This is a genomic window from Thermostichus sp. OS-CIW-32, from assembly GCF_054060415.1.
Genome location: NZ_JBSSDD010000002.1, coordinates 344185 through 365061 on the forward strand (window position 1 = coordinate 344185; position 20877 = coordinate 365061).

Genomic DNA, 20877 nt, shown 5'->3' on the forward strand with positions numbered 1-20877 from the left:
ATCAGTTATCCAAGCGGGTAAACCTTTATGTTCGGCCTGATTGGGCACTTGACCAGCCTGGCCCATGCGAAGCGGGTGGCAGACAAGCTGGGTTATTCCGAATATGCGGAGAGCGACCTGGAGTTCTGGTGCATGGCTCCCCCTCAGGTGGTGGACGAGATCACGGTAACCAGCATCACCGGCCAAAAGATTTATGGGCAGTACGTCGAATCCTGTTTCTTGCCGGAGATGTTGGCGGGGGGACGGGTGAAGGCAGCTTGTCGGAAAGTGTTGAATGCCATGGCCCTAGCCCAGCGGCGCGGCTTGAACATTACTGCTTTGGGGGGATTTAGCAGCATCATTTTTGAGACTTTTCGCCTCGACAGTCTCCGGCGAGTCCGCAACATCGACTTGGAGATCCAACGCTTTACCACCGGCAATACCCACACGGCCTACATCATCTGTCAGCAACTGCAGTTGGCGGCCCAGCGCTACGCCATGGACTTGGCAGCCGCTACGGTTGCGGTGGTGGGGGCGACCGGAGATATCGGCAGCGCCATTTGTCAATGGTTGGTGGCCCACACTCACTTGGGCAAATTGTTGCTCATCGCCCGAGAGCGACGGCGTCTGGAGGAATTGCAGGCCAAGCTCAAGCAGGGGGAGATCTCTTCGCTGGAAGAGGCCCTGCCCCGCGCTGACTTTATCGTTTGGGTGGCCAGCATGAGCCAAGGCATGGCCCTCGATCCACAAGTGTTGCCGGATCCCTGTGTCATCATCGACGGTGGCTACCCAAAGAACATCGCCTCCAGCTTGCAGCGAAAGGGACTCTACGTCATTGACGGGGGGATGGTGGAGCACTCTTTGGATATTGAATGGAACATCATGCAGTTTTTGAATGTGGCCAACCCGGCCCGTCAGCTTTTTGCCTGCTTTGCTGAATCCATGCTGCTGGAGTTTGAGGGGCTGTACACCAATTTCAGTTGGGGCCGTAATTTGATCACCCTTGAGAAATTGGATCTGATCGGGCAGCTTTCCCGCAAGCATGGGTTCCGCCCCCTCATGCCCGAAGCCTAATTGAGATTCAAAATGAAGAAAGCCTCAGCCCCAGCAGAGGTGCTGGCCCTGGTCAGGTCAATCACCAATCGACTGAACCTGGACGAAACCTGAAGACCAAACACCAAGAGACGGTCGCCATGCCCCAGTCCTTTACTGCCCACCTTTGGCAAGCCATTCAGCCCATCTACAAGCAAATCCTCGATCACCCCTTCAACCGAGAGTTGGCAGCGGGCAGCCTATCGCGGCAGCGGTTCCAGTTTTACTTGCAGCAGGATGCTCTTTATCTCACCGACTTTGCCCGCGCCCTGGCCTTGATTGGAGCTCGTTCCGAAGGGGCTGAGCAGGTGGTGAGTTTCTTGAACTTTGCCCTGGGAGCCATTGTGGCCGAACGCAGCCTCCATGAAAGCTATTTTCGCCTCTACGACATTCAACCAGAAACGGCCTATGCTCCTGCTTGTTTTACCTATACCCGTTTTTTATTGGCTGCGGCGGCTGTGGATCCCTATGAGGTGGCCATTGCCGCTGTGCTGCCCTGCTTTTGGATCTACCGAGAGGTGGGATCCACCATCTATCGCACCGCGCAGCCTGACAATCCCTACCAACAGTGGATCGACACCTACGCCGGGGAAGAATTTGCCCAAGTGGTGCAGCAGGCTTTGGACATCACCGACTCCGTCGCTCAGCAGGCTACAGAACCGCTGCGGGAAAAGATGAGGGCAGCTTTTGTCACTGCCTCCCGGTTGGAATGGCTGTTTTGGGACAGTGCCTATCGCCTCGAATCTTGGCAACCCGCCTAATCCTCAGCCGGTCGGGCTGGCTTACCAGACAGCAACTGCTGGGCTTGCGCGAAAACGGCATCCAACATCGGCTCCGTCAGCAGCCGTGTGGCCGTGTTGCGCCGGCTGGGATGGTAAGACGCCAGCAAATAGCGACCCTCTGCCAAAGGAATAACGCAATTGTGGCCAAAGCGGGGGCGGGGCCTGAGAGGCGACAAGAGCATCAGAGCGTGTTGGAAGGCAAAATGCCCCAACGTCAGGATCACCCGCACCTGGGTTAGCAGCTCCAGCTCTTGTTTCAGGTAGCTCAGGCAGGCCTTGGCTTCTGTGACGGTGGGGCGATTGTCTGGGGGAGCGCAGCGCACCACGGCTGAGATGTAGCAATCCTGCAATTGCAGGCCATCCTCTCGGTGGGTAGAGGTGGGCTGATTGGCAAAGCCAGCTCGGTACAAGGCGCGAAACAGCCAGTCCCCACTGGGATCCCCGGTAAACACCCGCCCGGTGCGGTTGCCCCCATGAGCTGCCGGTGCCAACCCGATCACCCACAGCCGCGCCTGCGGATCCCCAAATCCTGGAACGGGCTTGCCCCAGTAGGACTGCTCCCGAAAACGGGCCACCTTCTGAAGGGCGACTGCCTCTCGCCAAGCCACCAAGCGGGGACAGCGGCAGCAACTGACGATTTCAGCTTGCAAAGTGGCCCACTCCTGGATCCCCAGCGCCCTACTCCTCCTCGTCGTCGTCATCCTCCTCCAGCTCGTCGAAGGCAGGGGTGGAATCGTCGATCAATTGATCATCTTCCAAGATCAAACGAGGCGGCAGCTCCGGCAACACCGCAGGCTCTTCCTCCTCTTCGTCAGGCTCCGGCTCGGCGGCAATCTCCTCGTAGGTGGTGAAGCCCGTGCCTGCCGGGATCAAGCGCCCGATGATTACGTTTTCCTTCAAGCCGCGCAGCCAGTCGGATTTGCCCTCGATGGCCGCCTCAGTCAGCACGCGGGTGGTTTCCTGGAAGCTGGCCGCTGAGATGAAGCTGTCGGTATTCAAGCTGGCCTTGGTGATCCCCAGCAGGACGGGCGTGTATTTGGCCGGCGCTCCTCCAGTAATGGCCATGGTGGCATTGATCTGCTGGATTTCCCGCAACTCCACCAGCTCCCCCGGCAGCAGGATGGTGTCGCCACCATCATCCACCCGCACCTTGGAGGTCATCTGGCGCACCACGATCTCAATGTGTTTGTCGGAGATCTCCACCCCCTGGGAGCGGTAGACGTTCTGCACTTCGTTGACAAAGAAGCGCTGCACCTCCCGCAGAGCCAACCGTGCGGCTTGGTCATCTCCCAAGGTTTGGCGATGGTACTCGTAGTAGATCTCCAAGAGGTCGTGGGGGTTGGCAGGACCATCGGTTAGGGGATCCCCCACCCCCACCGGCTGTCCATCTACCACGATCAAGCTCTGCCCCGGCAGCACAGGATAGTCTCTAACCGTGCCATCGGCTTCGATGACCTTGAGATCTGGCTCTTCTCCCCGCCAGCTCAGTTGAACGGTGCCGGGCCGCTTGGCCAGAACACACATTTCCTTGGGCTTGCGGGCCTCCAGCAGCTCCTCAATCCGTGGCAGACCCTGGATGATGTCCCCTGTCTTGGCCCGCTCGAACACCAAGAGGGCCAGAGAATCCCCCCGCTGCACCAGATCGCCATTCCGTACCTGCAGGATGGCACCCGCAGAAACCAAGTAGGGCCGCGCCATCCGCAACAGGACTTGGCCGTCCGTTATCTGCATCACCTGTCCCGACTGTGGAGAAGGGATCCCGGGAGCAAGCTCGTCCCCAGCCCGCACCAGCGCCCCCACTTCCACATTGGCTGGGCCCGTCAGGGGCACCTGCACCAGATCGTCGTCGGTAATCACCAGCACCCGCCGTACCACCTCCGCTCCCTCGCGGATCCCTTGGACGATCCCGGCCTTTTTGGCTTGGATTTCGGTGCGGGCGATAACATCTCCGCTGGCGATGGAGTCTCCTTCCTTCACCAACAGCCGCGTGTGGGTACTCCCCTGCGTCAGATCCGCTTCCACGTCGCGGCGCAGCAACAGGGTTTCCAGAATCACCAGTTGCAGGCGGCGAATATCTGGATCCTTCTCATCTTGGATCAGCTCGATATCGGCCTTCAGTTGTGGGGCGTCGGTATCGATTTCCAGCACCAGTTGGGTGCGCAGGAGCTCTACAGGGCCTACCGACTTCACCCGCTCCCCATCTTTGAAGGGAACCCGCTGCACCGCCCGCAGACGAATGGAGCGACCGGACTCGCTGGTGGACTCTTGAGTGGGCACCAAGGGCCGGTCGGGGATCTCGTACTCCTGCACCGGACGCAGCAGCAAGCCTGGGCCTTCGGGAGTTTCCACGTGTTCCAGGTAGACCAGTCGGTCGGGAACGATGCTACTGAGCACCGGTTGCCCTGGCTGGATTAGGGTGCCACTTTTCACTTCCAAGTCGGCGGGGTTGTCCACCAGATGCAGGGATCCCGGCTTGATGACAATCTCCCGCAGAATGTCGTTCTTCTGGATGACTTCGACAACACCGGCATTCTGGCAAAAGATGTCTTTCACCACCTCAGTGCCTGCTTCCACATACTGGCCATCGTCCACGTTCAGCAGGGAGATGTCCTTGTTCACCTCGTGGGTCTCTTCTGGGATCCACAGCAGGGTGCCGCCCTGGATGACTTCGTAACCTTGCTTGGCCTTGCCGCGCCGTGCCACCTCAATGCCGGCGAACTTCACCAAGCCTCCCGTCTGACTGCGGAAGTGGTTGTCGATCAGCTCCGCCACCACCTCATCGTTGCCCACTTTGGTGCCCGGAGTAGCCTTGAGAACAAAGGTCTGCCCACTGGAAGTGTCCAGCAAAAATTGTTCCCGCCCCTGGTGGGATTCCACCCGTACCCGTGCTTCCCGCAACACCACCGAAGCGTTGATGATCTCCACCTCGCGCCCACTTCTGGTGTCGCTGCGCTCCGGTAGCCGCACAATGCCGCCATGCTCCGTCACCAGCGAGGTTTCGGCGATCACATCCCCCGCCTGCACCCGATCCCCGTTTTTCACCACCGGCTCGGCCCCCGGAGGCAGGTTGTACACCTGTCCAGACATCACCCAGATCAATCCCTGCCGCTGGGCAGTGTAGGTGGTGTTACCCTGGCGGTCAGTCTTCTCCTCGATGGGCAGATCGGCAAAGCGAATTTCTCCAGCCAGGTCGGCCACCACCTCTTTCTGGGCTTTCTCGGTGCTCTTACGGCTGGCCTTGGCCAGGGACACCTCTGCAATCAACTGATCCCGCTGCACCTGGGCTCCGTCCCGCACCAGCAGGGTGGATCCCTGAGTCATGTCGAAGGACTCCCGTTGACCGTCTGGGCCTTCCAAGATGATTTGGTTGTTTACCTCCACTTGTAGAGCATCGTCGCCGTGGCGGGTACGGAAGGGGCGGGTGCGCAGATTTTTCGGGAACCGCACCACACCCGCAAAGGGGGCGCGAATTTGGCGGGCCACCTCCCCTGTAAACACGCCTCCCGTGTGGAAGGTGCGCATGGTCAACTGGGTGCCCGGCTCCCCAATCGATTGGGCGGCGATGATCCCGACCGCTTCCCCCAGATCCACCAGGCGGGAGTGGGCCAAGCTCCAGCCATAACACATCCGGCACACGGAGCGGTTGGCTTCACAGGTGAGGGGAGAACGCACCATCACCTGGCGGATGCCGGCCTCCACAATCGTCTTGGCCAGGTCGTGATCCACCTCTTGGTTGCGGCGGGCGAGGATCTCCTGGGTTTGTGGATGCACCACGTCGCGCGCCAACACTCGGCCCACCAAGCGCTCTTCCAGAGACACCACCACCTTGTCCCCATCCATCAGGTATTCCAGAAGGATGCCCTGCTCAGTGCCGCAGTCAGATTCCCGCACGATCACATCCTGAGACACATCCACCAAGCGGCGGGTGAGGTAGCCAGAGTCGGCGGTGCGCAGGGCCGTATCCACCAAGCCCTTGCGGGCCCCATAGGAAGAGATGATGTACTCGGTAACGGTCAGGCCCTCGCGGAAATTGGTTTTGATGGGCAAATCGATGATCTCCCCCTGGGGGTTGGCCATCAGGCCGCGCATGCCCACCAACTGCCGCACCTGGGAGACATTCCCCCTTGCCCCCGAGTTGGCCATCATGTAGACGGAGTTGAGGGGATCGTTCTGGCGGAAGTTGCTGAGCATCTCCTCCTTGATCTGGTCGTTGGTTTGGTTCCAGGTGTCGATCACCTTTTGGTAGCGCTCCACCTCTGTGATTTCCCCGCGGGTGTAGCGCTCGGTGGCCGCCTCGATTTCGGCTTCCGCTTGCGCCAACAACTGCCGCTTGCTGGGGGGAACGCGCAGATCTTCGACGCTGATGGAGACGGCTGCCTGGGTGGCGTATTTGAAGCCCAGGGTCTTCAGAGCATCCGCCATCTGAGCGGTGCGGGCTGTGCCGTAGCGGGCAAAAGACCAGGCAATCAGGTTACGCAGCTCTTTTTTGCCAATTTGATAGTTGCGAAAGGGCACAGGGGGCAAAGGGGCGTCGGCTTTGTTGCCGTCGGCAGCCTGCCGCGACAGGCCAGCGGAAAATCGTCCTTTTTCGCTCATGATGCCTCGCTAGAGAGAAGGGGAGAGAAGAGCCGTCCTACGGCAGAGGGTAACTACGCAGACAAAATATCCTGCACGGTCTTGTTAAAAATGATCCGGCCCGGCGTGGTGCGAATGTACTGGCTGATCACGTTGCCGTTTTGATCTTCGCGGATACGGCGGTAGTTGGTGATCTTGAGGCGGATGCCGCCCGCTTCTTCGATGATTTGCGGCTCGGACTCTTTTTCGCCCTTGCCCAACTCCATCGGGCCGTGGTAGCGCACCCAGACCTTGCTGTGCAGGCCGATGGCGCCGCGGTCGTAGGCGATGAGAGCATCTTCCAAGCTGGCGAAGAAGCGATCGCCAATATCTGGCGCGTGGGGGTTGTCCGCCGTCAGGTAGTAGCACCCCAACACCATATCTTGGCTGGGGGTGATGATGGGAGCGCCGGTGGCCGGGGAGAGGATGTTGTTGGTGGCCAGCATCAGCAGGCGCGCTTCCGCCTGGGCTTCCAACGACAGGGGCACATGCACCGCCATCTGGTCGCCGTCGAAGTCGGCGTTGAAAGCAGGGCAGACCAAGGGGTGAAGTTGAATCGCCCTTCCCTCCACCAGGATCGGTTCAAAGGCTTGGATCCCGAGGCGGTGCAGCGTGGGAGCGCGGTTGAGCAAGACGGGGTGGCCGTCGATCACGTCCTCCAGCACATCCCAAACCTGCGGGTCGTTGCTTTGGATCAGCTTTTTGGCGGCCTTGATGTTGTTGACGATGCCCCGCTTGATCAATTTGTGGATGACAAAGGGCTGGAACAGCTCGATGGCCATCTCTTTGGGCAGGCCACACTGGTGCATGCGCAGGTTGGGCCCCACCACGATCACCGAACGTCCGGAGTAGTCCACCCGTTTGCCCAACAGGTTTTGCCGGAAGCGCCCCTGTTTGCCCTCGATGATGTCGGAGAGGGACTTGAGGGGACGGTTGTTGGCCCCCGCCACTACGCGCCCCCGCCGACCGTTGTCGATCAGCGCGTCCACCGCCTCCTGGAGCATGCGCTTTTCGTTGCGCACAATGATCTCCGGCGCCATGATCTCCTGCAGCCGGGCCAGACGGTTGTTGCGGTTGATAACACGACGGTAGAGATCGTTGAGGTCGCTGGTGGCAAAGCGGCCCCCATCCAACTGCACCATGGGACGCAAATCCGGCGGGATCACCGGCAGCACCCGCAACACCATCCACTCCGGACGGGATCCGGTGGCAATGAAGTTGTCGATCACCCGCAGCCGCTTGATCAGGCGTGCCCGCTTTTGGCCGCGAGCAGTGGTGATCTCCTCCCGCAGTTGCTCCGCCTCTTTTTCCAGGTCGATATCCTTGAGCAGGCGCTCGATGGCCTCCGCCCCGATCATCGCCCAGTTCTCCGGCAGTTGCAGTTCGGATCCCTCCTCGTACATCTGATCTTCGATCTCGAGGAATTGATCCTCCGTCAGCAGTTGTTTGTAGGAGAGATTCTGGGCATTGCCAGGATCCACCACTACGTAGGCGTTGAAGTATACCACCTGCTCCACATCCCGCAGCGGCATATCCAACAGGGTGGCGATGTGGCTGGGGATCCCTTTCAAATACCAAACATGGGTGACCGGAGCGGCCAACTTGATGTAGCCCATGCGGTGGCGGCGCACCCGCGACTCGGTTACCTCCACCCCACAGCGCTCGCAGACGATCCCCCGATGCCGTACCCGCTTGTACTTGCCGCAGTGGCATTCCCAGTCTTTGGCCGGCCCAAAGATGCGCTCACAGAAAAGACCATCCATCTCCGGCTTGAGGGTGCGGTAATTGATGGTCTCGGGCTTGGTGACTTCCCCCACCACTTGACCATTCGGCAGGGTGCGCTGGCCCCACTCCATGATCCGTTCTGGAGAAGCCAAGCCAATTTTGACGTAGTCAAAGCGTTGCTCTGTTTTGGCCATCGCCGTTTTCCTCCTGGCTTGCTGAACCCAAAGGAGAGGGAAGCCCCACCCTCCTTCGTGGGTTGAATGGGATCCCCGTCACGTTCGCGTCAGGGGTGGGGAGCGCTCTCAACCCTCAAAAGTCCTCTTCCTCCTCCTCGTCCTCATCTTCCTCAAGGCTGCGGCTGGCATTCGCGTCAGCGGTGCGGAGCACTCTGGTAAAGGCGGGTGATGGCGAGAGATCCTCAGCCGTAACCGATTCATAAGTGGGTCGAGAGGGAGTATGACGGTTGGAGGTATCGGCCATCAGATCCACTTCCACATCGTGGGTTTGCCCTTCGCTGTCCACCTCCACCTTGTGTACCGACACATCTAGGCAGAGGGACTGCAGCTCCCGTACCAGCACCTTGAAGGACTCCGGCGTGCCGGGTCGAGGGATCGGCTTGCCCTTGACAATGGCGTTGAGAGCCTCGTTGCGCCCCACCATGTCGTCGGACTTGACGGTGAGCAGCTCCTGCAGGATGTAGGCTGCCCCAAACGCCTCCAAAGCCCACACCTCCATCTCCCCAAAGCGCTGGCCGCCCTGCTGCGCCTTGCCCCCCAGCGGTTGCTGGGTCACCAAAGAATAGGGGCCGGTGGAGCGGGCATGGATCTTGTCATCCACCAAGTGCACCAGCTTCAGCATGTAGGCGCGGCCCACCGTAACGGGCTGGTCGAAGGGCTCCCCGGTGCGACCATCAAACACCTGGATTTTGCCGCAGTACCTGCCTTCCGGGTTAAAAATCCAGTCCTTGCCGGTCTTCTCTCGGGCTTCCCTCAGCTTGGCCTCCACCGTCAGACGGGAGGCTTCTAAACCGTGCATCTCATCAAAGGGCATCAGCTTGAAGCGCACTCCCAGATGCTCTGCTGCCCAGCCCAGCAGGCACTCGTACACTTGGCCCACGTTCATCCGGGAAGGCACCCCCAAGGGGTTGAGCACCACATCCACCGGTGTGCCGTCCGCTAGGTGGGGCATGTCCTCAATCGGCAAGATGCGGGAGATGATGCCTTTGTTGCCGTGACGGCCCGCGATCTTGTCCCCCACCTGGATTTTGCGCTTGAGGGCAATGTAGACCCGCACCACCATGTTGGCGCCGGGAGGCAGCTCATCCCCCTGTTCGCGGGTAAAGATGCGTACATCCACCACCCGACCGCGCTCGCCGTTGGGCACCCGCAGGGAGTTGTCCCGCACATCCCGAGCCTTTTCCCCGAAAATGGCCCGCAATAGCCGCTCTTCTGGGGGCTGATCCGACTCCCCTTTGGGGGTGACTTTGCCCACCAAAATGTCGCCGGCCTCCACCCAAGCCCCAATGCGCACAATGCCGTTTTCATCCAGGTCGCGCAGGGCATCTTCCCCCACGTTGGGGATTTCGCGGGTAATCTCCTCAGGGCCCAGTTTGGTTTGCCGGGCCTCGATCTCGTGCTTCTCGATGTGTACCGAGGTAAAGACATCGTCGTAGACCAGCCGCTCGCTGATCAAGATGGCATCTTCGTAGTTGTAGCCCTCCCAGGGCATGTAGGCCACCAACACGTTTTGGCCCAAAGCCAGCTCGCCACCCTCGGTAGCCGGGCCATCCGCCAGCACCTGGCCAGCCAATACCCGATCCCCCGTATAGACAAGGGGGCGCTGGTTGAGGCAGGTGTCTTGGTTGGAGCGCTGGTATTTCTGCAGGCGATAGACAATTGGATCCCCGCCGTCGTCTGGCCGCACCACGATTTCGTCGGCAGAGACATAGGTCACCACGCCATTGGTGCGCGACACCACCACCATGCCGGAGTCGCGTGCCGCCTGGGCTTCCAGGCCAGTGCCCACATAGGGCCGATCCGGCTTAAGCAGGGGTACCGCCTGCCGCTGCATGTTTGCTCCCATCAAGGCACGGTTGGCGTCATCGTGCTCCAGGAAGGGGATCAAGGAGGTGGCCACCGAGATGACCTGCACCGGCGCCACTTGGACGTAGTGCACTTCTGTGGGGTGGGCGGTGGTGAACTCTTGGCGGTAGCGCACCGGCACCAAGTCGGCAGTGATGCGGCCCTCGGCATCCACCGGCACATCCCCAGGGGCCACGCGGTACTCGTCCTCTTCGTCAGCGGTGAGGTAGACCATGCCCAGATCTTTGCGCACCACGCCGTTCTCGACCCGGTAATAGGGGCTTTCGATAAAGCCGTACTGGTTGACGCGGGCGTGGGTGGCCAGGGATCCGATCAACCCGGCGTTGGGGCCTTCTGGAGTTTCGATGGGGCAGATGCGGCCGTAGTGGCTGGGGTGGATATCCCGCACCGCAAAGCCGGCCCGTTCCCGACTTAGGCCGCCGGGGCCCAGGGCAGATAACCGGCGCTTGTGGGTCAGCTCCGCCAGGGGATTGGTCTGATCCATGAACTGGGAGAGCTGGCTGGAGCCGAAGAACTCCTTAATGGCCGCCACCAAGGGTTTGGGGTTGACCAAAGAGGCCGGGGTGAGGTTTTCCGACTCGGAGACTGTCATCCGTTCTCGGATGATCCGCTCCAGGCGATTCAGGCCCACCCGTACCTGGTTTTGCAGCAGCTCACCCACGGAGCGCACGCGGCGGTTGCCCAGGTGGTCGATGTCGTCCACATGGCCGATGTCGTACTCCAAATTGATCAGGTAGTCGATGACGGCCAAAATGTCGGTGACGGTAAGCACCCGCACACTTTCGGCTACGTTCAAATTTAACTTTTTGTTCAGCTTGTAGCGCCCTACCCGGCCCAAATCGTAGCGTTTGGGGTCGAAGAAGCGGGATTCCAGCAACTGCTGGCCACCCGATACGGTGGGGGGTTCCCCGGGCCGCAACTTGCGGTACAGCTCCATTAGGGCTTCTTCTTCGGTGTAGGGCCCCTCTTTCTCCATGGTTTTCTGGAAGAATTCGGGGTGGCGCAGGTTGTCGTAAATCTCGGAGTCGCTCAGGCCCAAGGCTTTCAGCAGAACTGCCGCCGAGAGCTTGCGGGTTTTGTCGATGCGCACCCACACCAGGCCGTTTTTGTCGGTCTCGAACTTCAGCCAGGCACCGCGGTTGGGGATGAGGCTGGCGCTGTAGGTGCGACGCCCGTTTTTGTCCAGCTCCGATTTGTAATAGACGCCGGGGCTGCGCACAATTTGGTTGACGATCACCCGCTCGGCGCCGTTGATGATGAAGGTGCCCCGATCCGTCATCAAGGGCAGTTCGCCGATGAAGACGTCCATGTCTTTGATCTCGCCGGTCTCTTTGTTGATCAGGCGAGTGGGCACCCGGATCTGCGCTTGGTAGGTGGCATCCCGCCGCTTGGCCTCCTCAGGGTCGTAGCGGGGGCGGTTGATCTTGTACCCTTTGGAGGGATCCCCAGGGCGATATTCGGGCAGGAAATGCAGTTCCAGCTTGCCGGTGTAATCGACGATGGGGGAAAAGCTGAGAAGCTCCTCTTCAAACCCTTCTCGCAAAAACCACAAGAAACTCTCCCGCTGAATCTCCACCAGGTCAGGAAAGGTAGGAGCGACAGGGGATGGCACTGCTAATTGTGTCATGCGTTGCTCGGGAGGGGTCGCGCTGCAGTCAGGCCTTCCATTATAGAAACCCCGCCAACGATCGTCAACGAACGTTACAAAGGCCGAGGGACTGTCCGGATCCCTTGAGGGCTCACTTGGAAAATCTCGGCAAAACCGCTGGGGATCCCCTTTTGGCTGCCGGAGCAGGGACGATTCCCACCGTGCCTTAAGGATTGTTCACATCCATTCACACTCAAGCAGATTATTCTAATCTTTAACCGTTTTTGCGGATCATCCGCTGCTCCAGCTCGGATTTCCGGTCGACCTTGGGGATCGGAGGGGTGGTTCTGACAGGCTCAGCCGGTCGCCAGGGTGGACGCGGCGCCGGTCTTTGTCGCTTTTGAAATGCACGCTGTTGATGCAGGCTATGGGGCAAGACGCGGAGCCATCAATCATGAGAAAGGATCGGGAATGGGTTTACAAAGCTTCTCAGGCTGGGGGAACCTCGGGATGGCTTGCGGGTGATCTGCGGGTGATCTAATGAAGCACAGTTTGTTGGCGAGGAGGGTTTTGTGAGTCAAAGTCAGAACAATCAGAATAAAAAGAGTGATCTGTATAACCGGGACCACAGCTTGTCGGCCCAGTTGCGGGAGGGCACCAAGCAGTCCCACACTATGGCCGAGAACATGGCCTTTATCAAGTGTTTCCTGAAGGGAGTGGTGGATAAGCGGGCCTACAGCCGCTACCTGGGCAATTTCTACTTTGTCTACAGTGCTCTGGAAGAGGGCTTTGCCCAACTGCGAGAGCACCCGCTGGTGGGCCGGTTCTACTACCCGGAGCTGTGGCGCAAGACCAGCTTGGAGAAGGACTTGAATTATTTTATCGGCCCCAATTGGCGCGCTGTGGTCAAGCCCTCCCCTGCCTGCCAGGTCTATGTCAACCGCATCCGAGAAGTGGTGGAAAAAGATCCACTTCTCCTGATCGCCCACGCCTATACCCGCTACATCGGTGACTTGTCGGGTGGCCAAATCCTCAAAAACATCGCCCGCCGGGCCATGGGCTTGCCGCAGGGGGAAGGAACGGCCTTCTACGATTTCGAGCAGATCCCCCACGAGGGCAAGTTCAAGCAGCGCTACCGTGCCCAGCTGGATGCGTTGGAGCTGGATCAAGCCACCATCGACCGCATTGTGGCAGAGGCCAATTATGCCTTCAAGCTGAACATGGACTTGTTTAGGGAGTTGGAGGGGAATTGGCTGTTGTCGATGGCCCGCTTGGCCTGGAATTCGCTGCTCAGCCAGTTTCAACGCAAGCCCACCCGTTCTGAGGCAGCCGCTCCCAGCTCCTGAGCCCTAGATTCCAGATCTCCCCTCTCCCAGAGGAGAGGGGGTGAGGGCTAGTTACATTCGAGGGTGTCGCGGGTGGCCCGACCAGTTACAGGGTTAACGCCGGTGGCCCGTTCACAGAGGATGGAGAGGGCGTCTTGCCGTATCAACGCATTGGTGAAATCCGCCCCATCAATTTGGATCCCTTCGACTCGGGCCAGCCACATCATGCTGTCCTGCAGTTGCGCTTCTCGCAGATCCGCACCCTGTAAGTTGGCCATGTCCAAAGTGGCCCCCCGCAGGTCGGCCCCGCGCAAGTTGGCTTTGCTGAGATTGGCCCCGAATAGGTTTGCCCCTGCCGCCTTCACGTGGCTGAGATCGCTTTGGCGCAGGTTGGCCTTGAGAAACTTCCAGCCGCTCAGGTCTTGCCCTGAAAAGCTCACCCCCTGCAGATCTCGTTTGGTGTAGTCCTCTGCCTGGGCCGGGGATCCCAGCGGAGTAACCCCCAGGCAGAGTATCAGCCCGCAAAGCACCATCCCCCGCAGGAAACGGCTCAGCCAAGACCGCCTCGCCAGAACCGAAGCCAGCCAAGCAACAGACATCGTGGATCCCTCCCTCAAGGAAACCTCCATGGCTTGGGAATTGCTTCTGGTTTTATCTTACCGGATAGGGATCCCGCCGGCAGATTGGGCTATCTTAAAGTCTTCTACAGACCAGATCCGCGATTGGCGAGGGGGCGACAGGGATCCATGTCCGAGATCGAGGTCTTCGATGCGGAGCAGTTGGCCGGGCTGATCGAGGGTCTGGCAGAGGCGATCGGCAGGGATCATCCCCACCTCCAAAAGTTGACGTTGATCGGCATTCGCACCCGGGGAGTTCCCCTGGCCTACCGCCTGCGGGATCGGATTGCCACTCTACTGGGGATCCCGCCCCAAGTGGGGGAGCTGGACATCACTTTTTTCCGCGACGATTTGAGCGCCGGCGGGTTGCGCACCCCCGATCGCAGCGAAATGCCGCGTGACCTAACCGGCCAAGAGGTGGTGCTGGTGGATGATGTGATCTTTCGCGGTCGCACCGTCCGGGCGGCTTTGGAGGCCCTAAACCACTTTGGGCGACCGGAACGGGTGCGATTGGCGGTGTTGATTGACCGGGGTCACCGACAGTTTCCCATCCAGCCCGATTACTGCGGTTGTCAGCTTTCTACAGAACCGGAGCAAACGGTGAGAGTCCATCTGCGGGAAACCGATGCGGAAGAGCGGGTGCTGTTGATAGACAAAACGGCAAAGATCAAGTCCTGAGCCGGCGCTGGGGTGCGGTATTTTGGGGATGACCTGCTAAAACTTGCCGCCATGCCTCGGTTGCCGGAAACTCGCCGTTACGCTGTTTTGGGTACGGGTGCTTTGGGAGGATTTTATGGGGCGAAATTGCAACAGGCGGGCTTTGCGGTGCATTTTCTGCTGCACAGCGACTATGAGCATGTTTGCCAAAACGGCCTGTGGGTGCAGTCCTGCTGGGGGGATTTTCATTTGCCCCAGGTGAATGCCTACGCAGCCGTGGAGGACATGCCGGCTTGCGAAGGCGTGATCGTGGCTTTGAAAGCCACCCAAAATGCGCTTCTGCCGCACTTGATCCCGCCTGTGTTGGCCGAGAATGGCGTGGTGATCTTGTTGCAAAACGGGCTGGGGGTGGAACCCGAGATTGCCGATTGCGTTGGCCCAGAGCGGGTCATGGGGGGCCTCTGCTTCATCAGCTCCAATAAGGTTGGCCCCGGCCACATTCACCATCTGGATTACGGTTCGGTGCTGCTGGCAGAGTACGGCCCTGGCTATGCCCCCCAAGGGATCACGCCCCGCCTTCAACAAGTTCAAGCCGATTTTCAACGGGCAGGGATCCCGACTTCGCTCTCACCAGATTTGATGTTGGCCCGCTGGCAGAAACTGGTCTGGAATATTCCCTTCAACGGCCTCTCGGTGGTGTTCAATGCCGATACTCAGCAAATGATTCGAGACCCTGAGGCCCGTGCTTTGGCGGAAACGCTGATGCAGGAGGTGATACAGGGAGCTGCAGCTTGTGATCGCCTGCTTCCCAACTCCCTGATCCAAGAAATGCTCACCAATACCGAGAAAATGGCCCCCTACCGCACCAGCATGAAAATCGACTATGAGCGCAAACGTCCTCTGGAACTGCAGGTGATCTTCGGCAACCCACTGCAGTACGCTCGACAAGCTGGGATCCATCTGCCACGGGTTGAAATGCTCTACCGACAGTTGCAGGTGTTGGATCGCCTGAATCGAGGGATCCCTGGGGAGCAGCAGGCTTAAGTTTTTCAAGATCCGGCGGAGCGATCCCAGGGCTGGAGCAGGCTTTCTCCTTTGCTTGCGGGTAGACTGAGCCGCAGTCGTGTACTGTTGCTCTGGCTTTATGCCGCTGGGATCCACCCACGATCGCATTACCCTCTGGACGGCCCCCGGCATCACCCTAGCCGCCGGTGTGTTGGGGAACAGCACCACAGTTGCCCTGGCTGTGGGATCCGCCTATCTGTTCAGCGGCCTGATGTTTTCTGGAGATCTGGACACCTGTTCCCGACAGTATCAACGCTGGCTGTTCTTGCGCTGGATTTGGCTGCCCTACCGCAAGTGGATGCGGCATCGCTCCTTTTGGTCTCATGGGCCCATCGTGGGCACTGCCGTGCGGGTACTGTACTTGAGCCTATGGGCAGGAGGAGCTGGCCTGCTGGGGGCTTGGCTGGGATCCCGGTTGGGCTGGTGGATGTGGCAACCCTGGGTGTGGCGCAGCGATCTCTGGCAATTGCTGCAAGTTCACGCCGAGATGCTGTTTTGGATTGGGATGGGGCTGGAACTGGGATCGGTGAACCACAGCCTAAGCGACTGGATGGTCTCCCGCTGGAAACGCTGGCGCAGAAAACGCCGTCAGGTTCGATCTCCTGCCAGGCGACTCAGCTATCGTCGCTAGGGATCCATTGGGCCAAGGTTTGATTTTTCGCCCGCCACGGCATTTGAATGGCAGTAAGGTTACCTACTGTTCCGCAACGCGTAGTCATTTATCTCACCGTCAAGGTGAAACAAACGACCGGTTGCTTCCTGCTAAGGCCTCCGGCCCGCTACGCGAGCAGTTGAAATAGAGGGTAATAAGAACCACGACTGCTATCAGCCCCTCACCCCCCCTCGAACCTGTGCTGTGCCCACAACTCCGCGACCTATCCTCTCAAGAGGGCTGAAACTGCAAATCTTGGCCAATTACCCTTTAGCCCAGGTACTCTGCTTGTGGCCATTTCGATTCAAACTGGGACACTGCACCCATACCTAAAGCCTTGAATACAGGGAATCAGAAGGCTCTCCTCAGTAGCCCAAGCGTCTCACCCTAACTTGAAACGACTACTTGAAGCAGTTTTGTCAAGAACATTTCCTCTTACGTTGGCTAGGTATTGCGATTCAATCTCAATAAAGCTATGCTGTTACTCAGTTGAGTGGTGGAGTCATATCCATCAGTCTTCCTCTCTTGTCTTGGATGCGGCAGGGATCCTGTGCTGGCGGAACTAGCCATCCTGCGTTCAGCGGGGATCCCTTTTTCTCCTCTCCAAGGCTAAGCAAGGTTCTGTGCTAATGAGAGTCAGAATCAGTTGATAGAGAGATTTTTTGCTTGCTCATGTCAATCTGTGGAGGTGGCAGTGTAAAGGAGCAACAGCGGCTGAGGGTTATGGCTTTGGAAGGGGGCAATCTGGCTTCGGGAACCGGAAGACAAGACCGAATACAAAGATTGCTGCTCTAGTTTCCTTTGCAAACTTGTCAGAAGCTAAGGAAAAAGACCAACCTTTTGGGACAAACTGTCTGTCCTATGTCTTGTTTTGTCGTTCAAAAATTTATGTTGGGCTCAAGAGAAACTCTAGAAAAAAGTTGAATCAGGTGGAAGAATCAGTTAGAATCTAGCTGGCGTTAACGCTAACCGCGACGAAGAGACTGGAGGGAGGAAAGCCTAACAGCCTCTCTCCTTTTTTCTGTAGGGGTTACCCTCACTCTCAAACCCCATCTCATGAGAAGGGAGGAAGACCAAATACCCTATGACTTGAAATAGCAGCATTTTCATTAACTTTTGTTTTACTCTCTATGCCAAACTTGATACTAAGCTAAAGAGTTGCTCCTCGATCTTGTAACCATTGAGCAGCCAGCCTGTGTTGGCGTTTTTGTGCATAGGCCAAGGGGGTATGCCCATCTTCATTGCGAGGGTTTAGTTCGGCTCCATTTTCCAGCAAAAGCTCCAGGATTTGGATATGCCCTTCCCAAGCAGCCCAGTGCATCGGTGTTGCGCCAAATCGGTTGCGTGCATTCACATTGGCCCCGTACAAGAGCAGAAAGCGAGCGATGCCCAAATCCCCTCGGGTGGCGGCTTCATGCAGAGGGGTTCGGCCTGTTTCGTCAGTGGCATCCACCGGCGCTCCCTTGGATAGTAGGCGGGCCAGAATGCTTTTTCGACCGGTAGCTGTGGCCCAGTGGAGAACACGACCGGTGTTGGCTCCCTTTTGGATGAGCAGACCGATTACTTCTACCTGATCGGTTAAAGCAGCCCGCTGGAGAGGGGTATAGCCATGGTTATCTGAGAGATCGATATCGCTGCCTGCCCTCAAAAGACGATCCACCAGCTTGACCTGGCCGCCGGCAGCAGCCAAATGGAGAGGGGTGGCACCTGTGGGATCCAAGGCATTGGGAGAAGCGCCATGGGCCAAGAGCAAATCCAACAGTTCCAAATCGCCAAGGAGTGTCGCTTTATGAAGCAAAGTCATTCCCTGAGCATCGACAGCATTTACATCTTCCCCTTGCTGCAAATAGGCCAATAGTTGTTTTAGATCTCGATTGGCAAGAGCTTGATGAAGCGCTTCACTCATAGTAGACAGGAGTAGAAGAAGCCGATTTGAAGTGAAGTTGGGCAAAAGAAAGGGATTCTCGATAGGTCGAAATGCGGACTCCAAACAACTTGGGCAAAGTCTAACACTGGATCCCTGCTGCTGAGGGAATTGGGAGAACCAAGCACTTGGTGGGATCCCTTGGTCAAGCCGGGGCCGCAGCGATAGACTAGAGCTGGTTTTTGGCCAGGTCTTTTCCCGATCCCTTAGCTTATGGGGGTGTGGGGGTAGCTAAGCCCCGCGCTGTACCCGTAGGGTCAGTGCTGGGATACAGATACCCCCACATGGTGTATGATGGGAGCAGTTGCACAAAACGGCTTTTGCCGGAATCTGGTGCAACTACGCGGTGGGACATCCCGTGTCTGCTCGCTGAGGGTTCTTGCGAAAGCTCCCCGATGAAGCGAGAAGCCCACCCTGTACCCGTAGGGTCAGCGATGGGAGTATGTCACTACGCGATCCTGAACCTATCTCCTGCAGCGGACATTGAAGAGATTAAACAGGCGTTTCGACGGTTGGCGCGGCAGTTTCACCCTGATGTGGCAGGGGAGGGATCCCGAGAGCGTTTCCAACAAATCCACCAAGCCTACCAAGTGCTGAGCGACCCTGAGCAGCGGCGGCGCTACGATGCACAACGTCAATCTGCACAACGTCAATCTCCACCCAGCTCTCCTGCTGCCGGCGAAAGGCGGGTGGTCATTCGCAGCATAGGCCCCTCATCGGCAGAGCAGCCCAATCCGGAAGGGCTCAAGGAGGGGATTGCCCGCGTCAAGGCAGCCTGGCGGGAGCGGAAGTTGCCCACGGCGGTGGCCCAGGCGGAGGCGCTGCTGAAACGGTTTCCCAACTCCAGCGAGGCCATCCACATCTTGGCGTTGGCCTACCAGCGCTTCGGCAACCATTTGATCTACGAGGGGCGCTATCAGCAGGCGGAAGCCTACTTGAGAAAAGCTTTGGCCACGGAGCCGCACAACCGAGAATTGGCCTTTGAAATCAAGCGAGATTTAGCCCGTCTGGGCATTCGGGAGGGATCCCGCTAACTTGCCTGCGTTGGGATCCCCAACGTCTGAGCTGCCCACTGCCGGAGTTGTTGGCGGTTGACTTTGCCCTGAGGGTTGCGCGGGATCCCCGTACACCACAGCCAGTGCTTGGGGTGCTTGAAGGGACTCAGTTGGCGGCTTAGGTGTTGCTTCAGGTGCATTTCCAGCTCTTTGGGGATCCCCGTTTTGGGGACGACCACCGCCACCACCTGCTGCCCCCATTCGGCATCCGGTAGGCCCAACACGCACACATCTTCCACCCAGCCGCTGGCTCGGATCTCCCCTTCCACTTCTGCAGCCATCACCTTTTCCCCGCCGGTTAGGATTAGGTCATCGGCTCGACCTAACCAATAGAGGGATCCCTGTCGGTCTAGATAGCCCAAATCGCCGGGGGTAAAGCCTTGCTGTTGCCCTTCGCGTAAGCGGTGCGTAGCACTTAGGTGCGGGTAGTAGCCCAGTGCCAGCGACTCTGCCTGAATGTGAATGTAGCCCACAGCATGGCTGGGCAAGGGATCCCCTTTTTCGCTGCGGATCTGGAGCGTGGCGTGGGGCAGAGGCCGACCCAGACTGTCGCTCCCTTGCCAAAAGGCTTCTGGCAGTAACGTACACACCTGGGAGGCGGTCTCGGTCATACCGTAGGTGAGGGCAAGGGGAAGGTGAAGTTGCCGGGCCTGTTGCCGCAAGCTGGGCCAGGTGGGGCCACCGCCGACCAAAATGGCCCGAAATTGGCGCAGGCTCTCCAAAACTCCCGGATGGGCGCTGAGCAACAGCCGTTGCAACTGAGTGGGCACCAGCGACAGAAAGCTCCCCGGCAGAGGGGGATCCCAAGCCTTGGCCTGCTGTTGCCGTTTCCAATCCCAGACAACCCACTGCCCACCGCTCAGCCAGGATCGGACTGCCTGCATCAAGCCGCTGACGTGGTACAGGGGCAGAACGCAATAGCTGTGTACAGGCCCGACGGCAAAGTGCTGTTGGTGGGCTTTGGCCGAGGCACTGAGGGTCAGCCAAGAGTGCAGGGCCCATTTCACTTGGCCGCCAGAGCCACCCGTGGGGATGCCGATCAGCGGCCAATGGGAGCTGGGCACAGCTTCCCGCAAATCCCGCAGGCGCAGATTCAAGGGGGCGGGATCCCCTTCCAGTCGGCCCTGGCGCCAGCACCAGCCGGATCCCATATCCGCCAAAGCCTGTCCCCATTCCCGTTCTCCCCAGTGGGGATTACCCAGGAACAGCGGGATCCCCAAGCGTTGGCAGGTCAAAACTGCCGCCCACACCTGCACTGGATGCGAGTCCGCCACCAGCAGGGGAACGGCCTTGTCTGCCAAAGGGCGCAGTTGCTCTTCCAGTTTGGACAGGCACTCCTTCAAGTCTCCGCCATCCCCGGACAAGACAATTGACCTCATGGGCTATGGGTATGCCATCTCAACGGCTTCGCGGATCCCCTGCATTTTATTAGGGGATCCCCCCTCGATTTCCTTGGCAAGGAACGGTGAGGATAGGTTTGGGCTTGGCTTATCATGATCTAGGTTTGAACTGGGAGGTCTGTGCTGTGATCGAGCCGATTTTGTTGGGGATCGTCTTGGGCATGGTGGTGGTCACCTTGGCGGGCTTATTCGTGGCAGCCTACAGGCAGTATCAACGCAGCAACAAGATCGGCCTGTAGGAGCAGCCTTTGGGGGGGTTGGAGAAAACCCATAGGGGAGAGAGAGATTGAGGTGGCATGG

General features: G+C 58.8%; 15 protein-coding genes. 8 read left to right on the top strand and 7 right to left on the bottom strand.

All coding sequences use genetic code 11. The features are described 5' to 3' along the window. Nucleotides 1–27 precede the first annotated feature (27 nt). Complete coding sequence (locus ACVWY8_RS04225; protein WP_011434004.1) at nt 28–1053, top strand: long-chain acyl-[acyl-carrier-protein] reductase; 1026 nt, start codon at nt 28–30, stop codon at nt 1051–1053. 119 nt (nt 1054–1172) lie between these two features. Next, nucleotides 1173–1832, top strand: a complete 660-nt coding sequence (gene tenA / locus ACVWY8_RS04230; RefSeq protein ID WP_414422213.1) for a thiaminase II — start codon at nt 1173–1175, stop codon at nt 1830–1832. Here tenA and ACVWY8_RS04235 read toward each other — a convergent pair. The 4 genes from ACVWY8_RS04235 to rpoB all read right to left on the bottom strand — a co-directional run bounded on the left by ACVWY8_RS04235 (nt 1829) and on the right by rpoB (nt 11921). Further along, entirely contained in the window at nt 1829–2554 is a 726-nt protein-coding gene (locus ACVWY8_RS04235) for a uracil-DNA glycosylase (protein WP_457392908.1), read from the bottom strand. The two genes, tenA and ACVWY8_RS04235, sit on opposite strands and share 4 nt — an antisense overlap. Further along, nucleotides 2532–6449, bottom strand: a complete 3918-nt coding sequence (locus ACVWY8_RS04240) for a DNA-directed RNA polymerase subunit beta' (protein ID WP_457392905.1) — start codon at nt 6447–6449, stop codon at nt 2532–2534. Before ACVWY8_RS04240 ends, ACVWY8_RS04235 begins: the two co-directional genes overlap by 23 nt. Nucleotides 6450–6502: 53 nt before the next feature. Then, nucleotides 6503–8386, bottom strand: coding sequence for a DNA-directed RNA polymerase subunit gamma (locus tag ACVWY8_RS04245; RefSeq protein WP_414382414.1), 1884 nt, complete (start codon nt 8384–8386; stop codon nt 6503–6505). A gap of 115 nt (nt 8387–8501) precedes the next feature. Then, the gene (rpoB, locus tag ACVWY8_RS04250; RefSeq protein WP_457392903.1) at nt 8502–11921 is read right to left on the bottom strand and encodes a DNA-directed RNA polymerase subunit beta; all 3420 of its coding nucleotides are present in this window, start codon (nt 11919–11921) and stop codon (nt 8502–8504) included. Between the two features lie 593 nt (nt 11922–12514). Between rpoB and ACVWY8_RS04255 the strand changes: the two genes are divergently transcribed. After that, complete coding sequence (locus ACVWY8_RS04255; RefSeq protein ID WP_457392901.1) at nt 12515–13228, top strand: biliverdin-producing heme oxygenase; 714 nt, start codon at nt 12515–12517, stop codon at nt 13226–13228. Nucleotides 13229–13275: 47 nt separating this feature from the next. On the opposite strand, the gene ACVWY8_RS04260 is transcribed toward ACVWY8_RS04255, so the two are convergent. Next, the gene (locus tag ACVWY8_RS04260; protein WP_457392899.1) at nt 13276–13806 is read right to left on the bottom strand and encodes a pentapeptide repeat-containing protein; all 531 of its coding nucleotides are present in this window, start codon (nt 13804–13806) and stop codon (nt 13276–13278) included. A 147-nt stretch (nt 13807–13953) separates the two neighbouring features. Here ACVWY8_RS04260 and pyrR point away from each other — a divergent pair, with 147 nt between their 5' ends. From pyrR to ACVWY8_RS04275, 3 genes are all read left to right on the top strand, one after another. Further along, nucleotides 13954–14502, top strand: coding sequence for a bifunctional pyr operon transcriptional regulator/uracil phosphoribosyltransferase PyrR (gene pyrR / locus ACVWY8_RS04265; protein WP_011433996.1), 549 nt, complete (start codon nt 13954–13956; stop codon nt 14500–14502). Between the two features lie 51 nt (nt 14503–14553). Then, nucleotides 14554–15525, top strand: coding sequence for a putative 2-dehydropantoate 2-reductase (locus tag ACVWY8_RS04270; protein WP_457392897.1), 972 nt, complete (start codon nt 14554–14556; stop codon nt 15523–15525). A 79-nt stretch (nt 15526–15604) separates the two neighbouring features. After that, nucleotides 15605–16177, top strand: a complete 573-nt coding sequence (locus ACVWY8_RS04275) for a metal-binding protein (RefSeq protein ID WP_457392894.1) — start codon at nt 15605–15607, stop codon at nt 16175–16177. Between the two features lie 1171 nt (nt 16178–17348). Here ACVWY8_RS04275 and ACVWY8_RS04280 read toward each other — a convergent pair. Continuing rightward, the gene (locus ACVWY8_RS04280; RefSeq protein ID WP_457392891.1) at nt 17349–18104 is read right to left on the bottom strand and encodes an ankyrin repeat domain-containing protein; all 756 of its coding nucleotides are present in this window, start codon (nt 18102–18104) and stop codon (nt 17349–17351) included. 452 nt (nt 18105–18556) lie between these two features. Between ACVWY8_RS04280 and ACVWY8_RS04285 the strand changes: the two genes are divergently transcribed. After that, entirely contained in the window at nt 18557–19156 is a 600-nt protein-coding gene (locus ACVWY8_RS04285; protein ID WP_457392888.1) for a DnaJ domain-containing protein, read from the top strand. Here ACVWY8_RS04285 and ACVWY8_RS04290 read toward each other — a convergent pair. After that, nucleotides 19153–20556 (bottom strand): 2-succinylbenzoate--CoA ligase, encoded by a 1404-nt coding sequence (locus ACVWY8_RS04290; RefSeq protein ID WP_457392886.1) that lies wholly within the window; start codon nt 20554–20556, stop codon nt 19153–19155. The genes ACVWY8_RS04285 and ACVWY8_RS04290 overlap by 4 nt on opposite strands. Before the next feature lie 146 nt (nt 20557–20702). Here ACVWY8_RS04290 and petG point away from each other — a divergent pair, with 146 nt between their 5' ends. Further along, nucleotides 20703–20816, top strand: a complete 114-nt coding sequence (gene petG / locus ACVWY8_RS04295) for a cytochrome b6-f complex subunit V (RefSeq protein ID WP_011433989.1) — start codon at nt 20703–20705, stop codon at nt 20814–20816. The last annotated feature ends 61 nt before the right edge of the window (nt 20817–20877 follow it).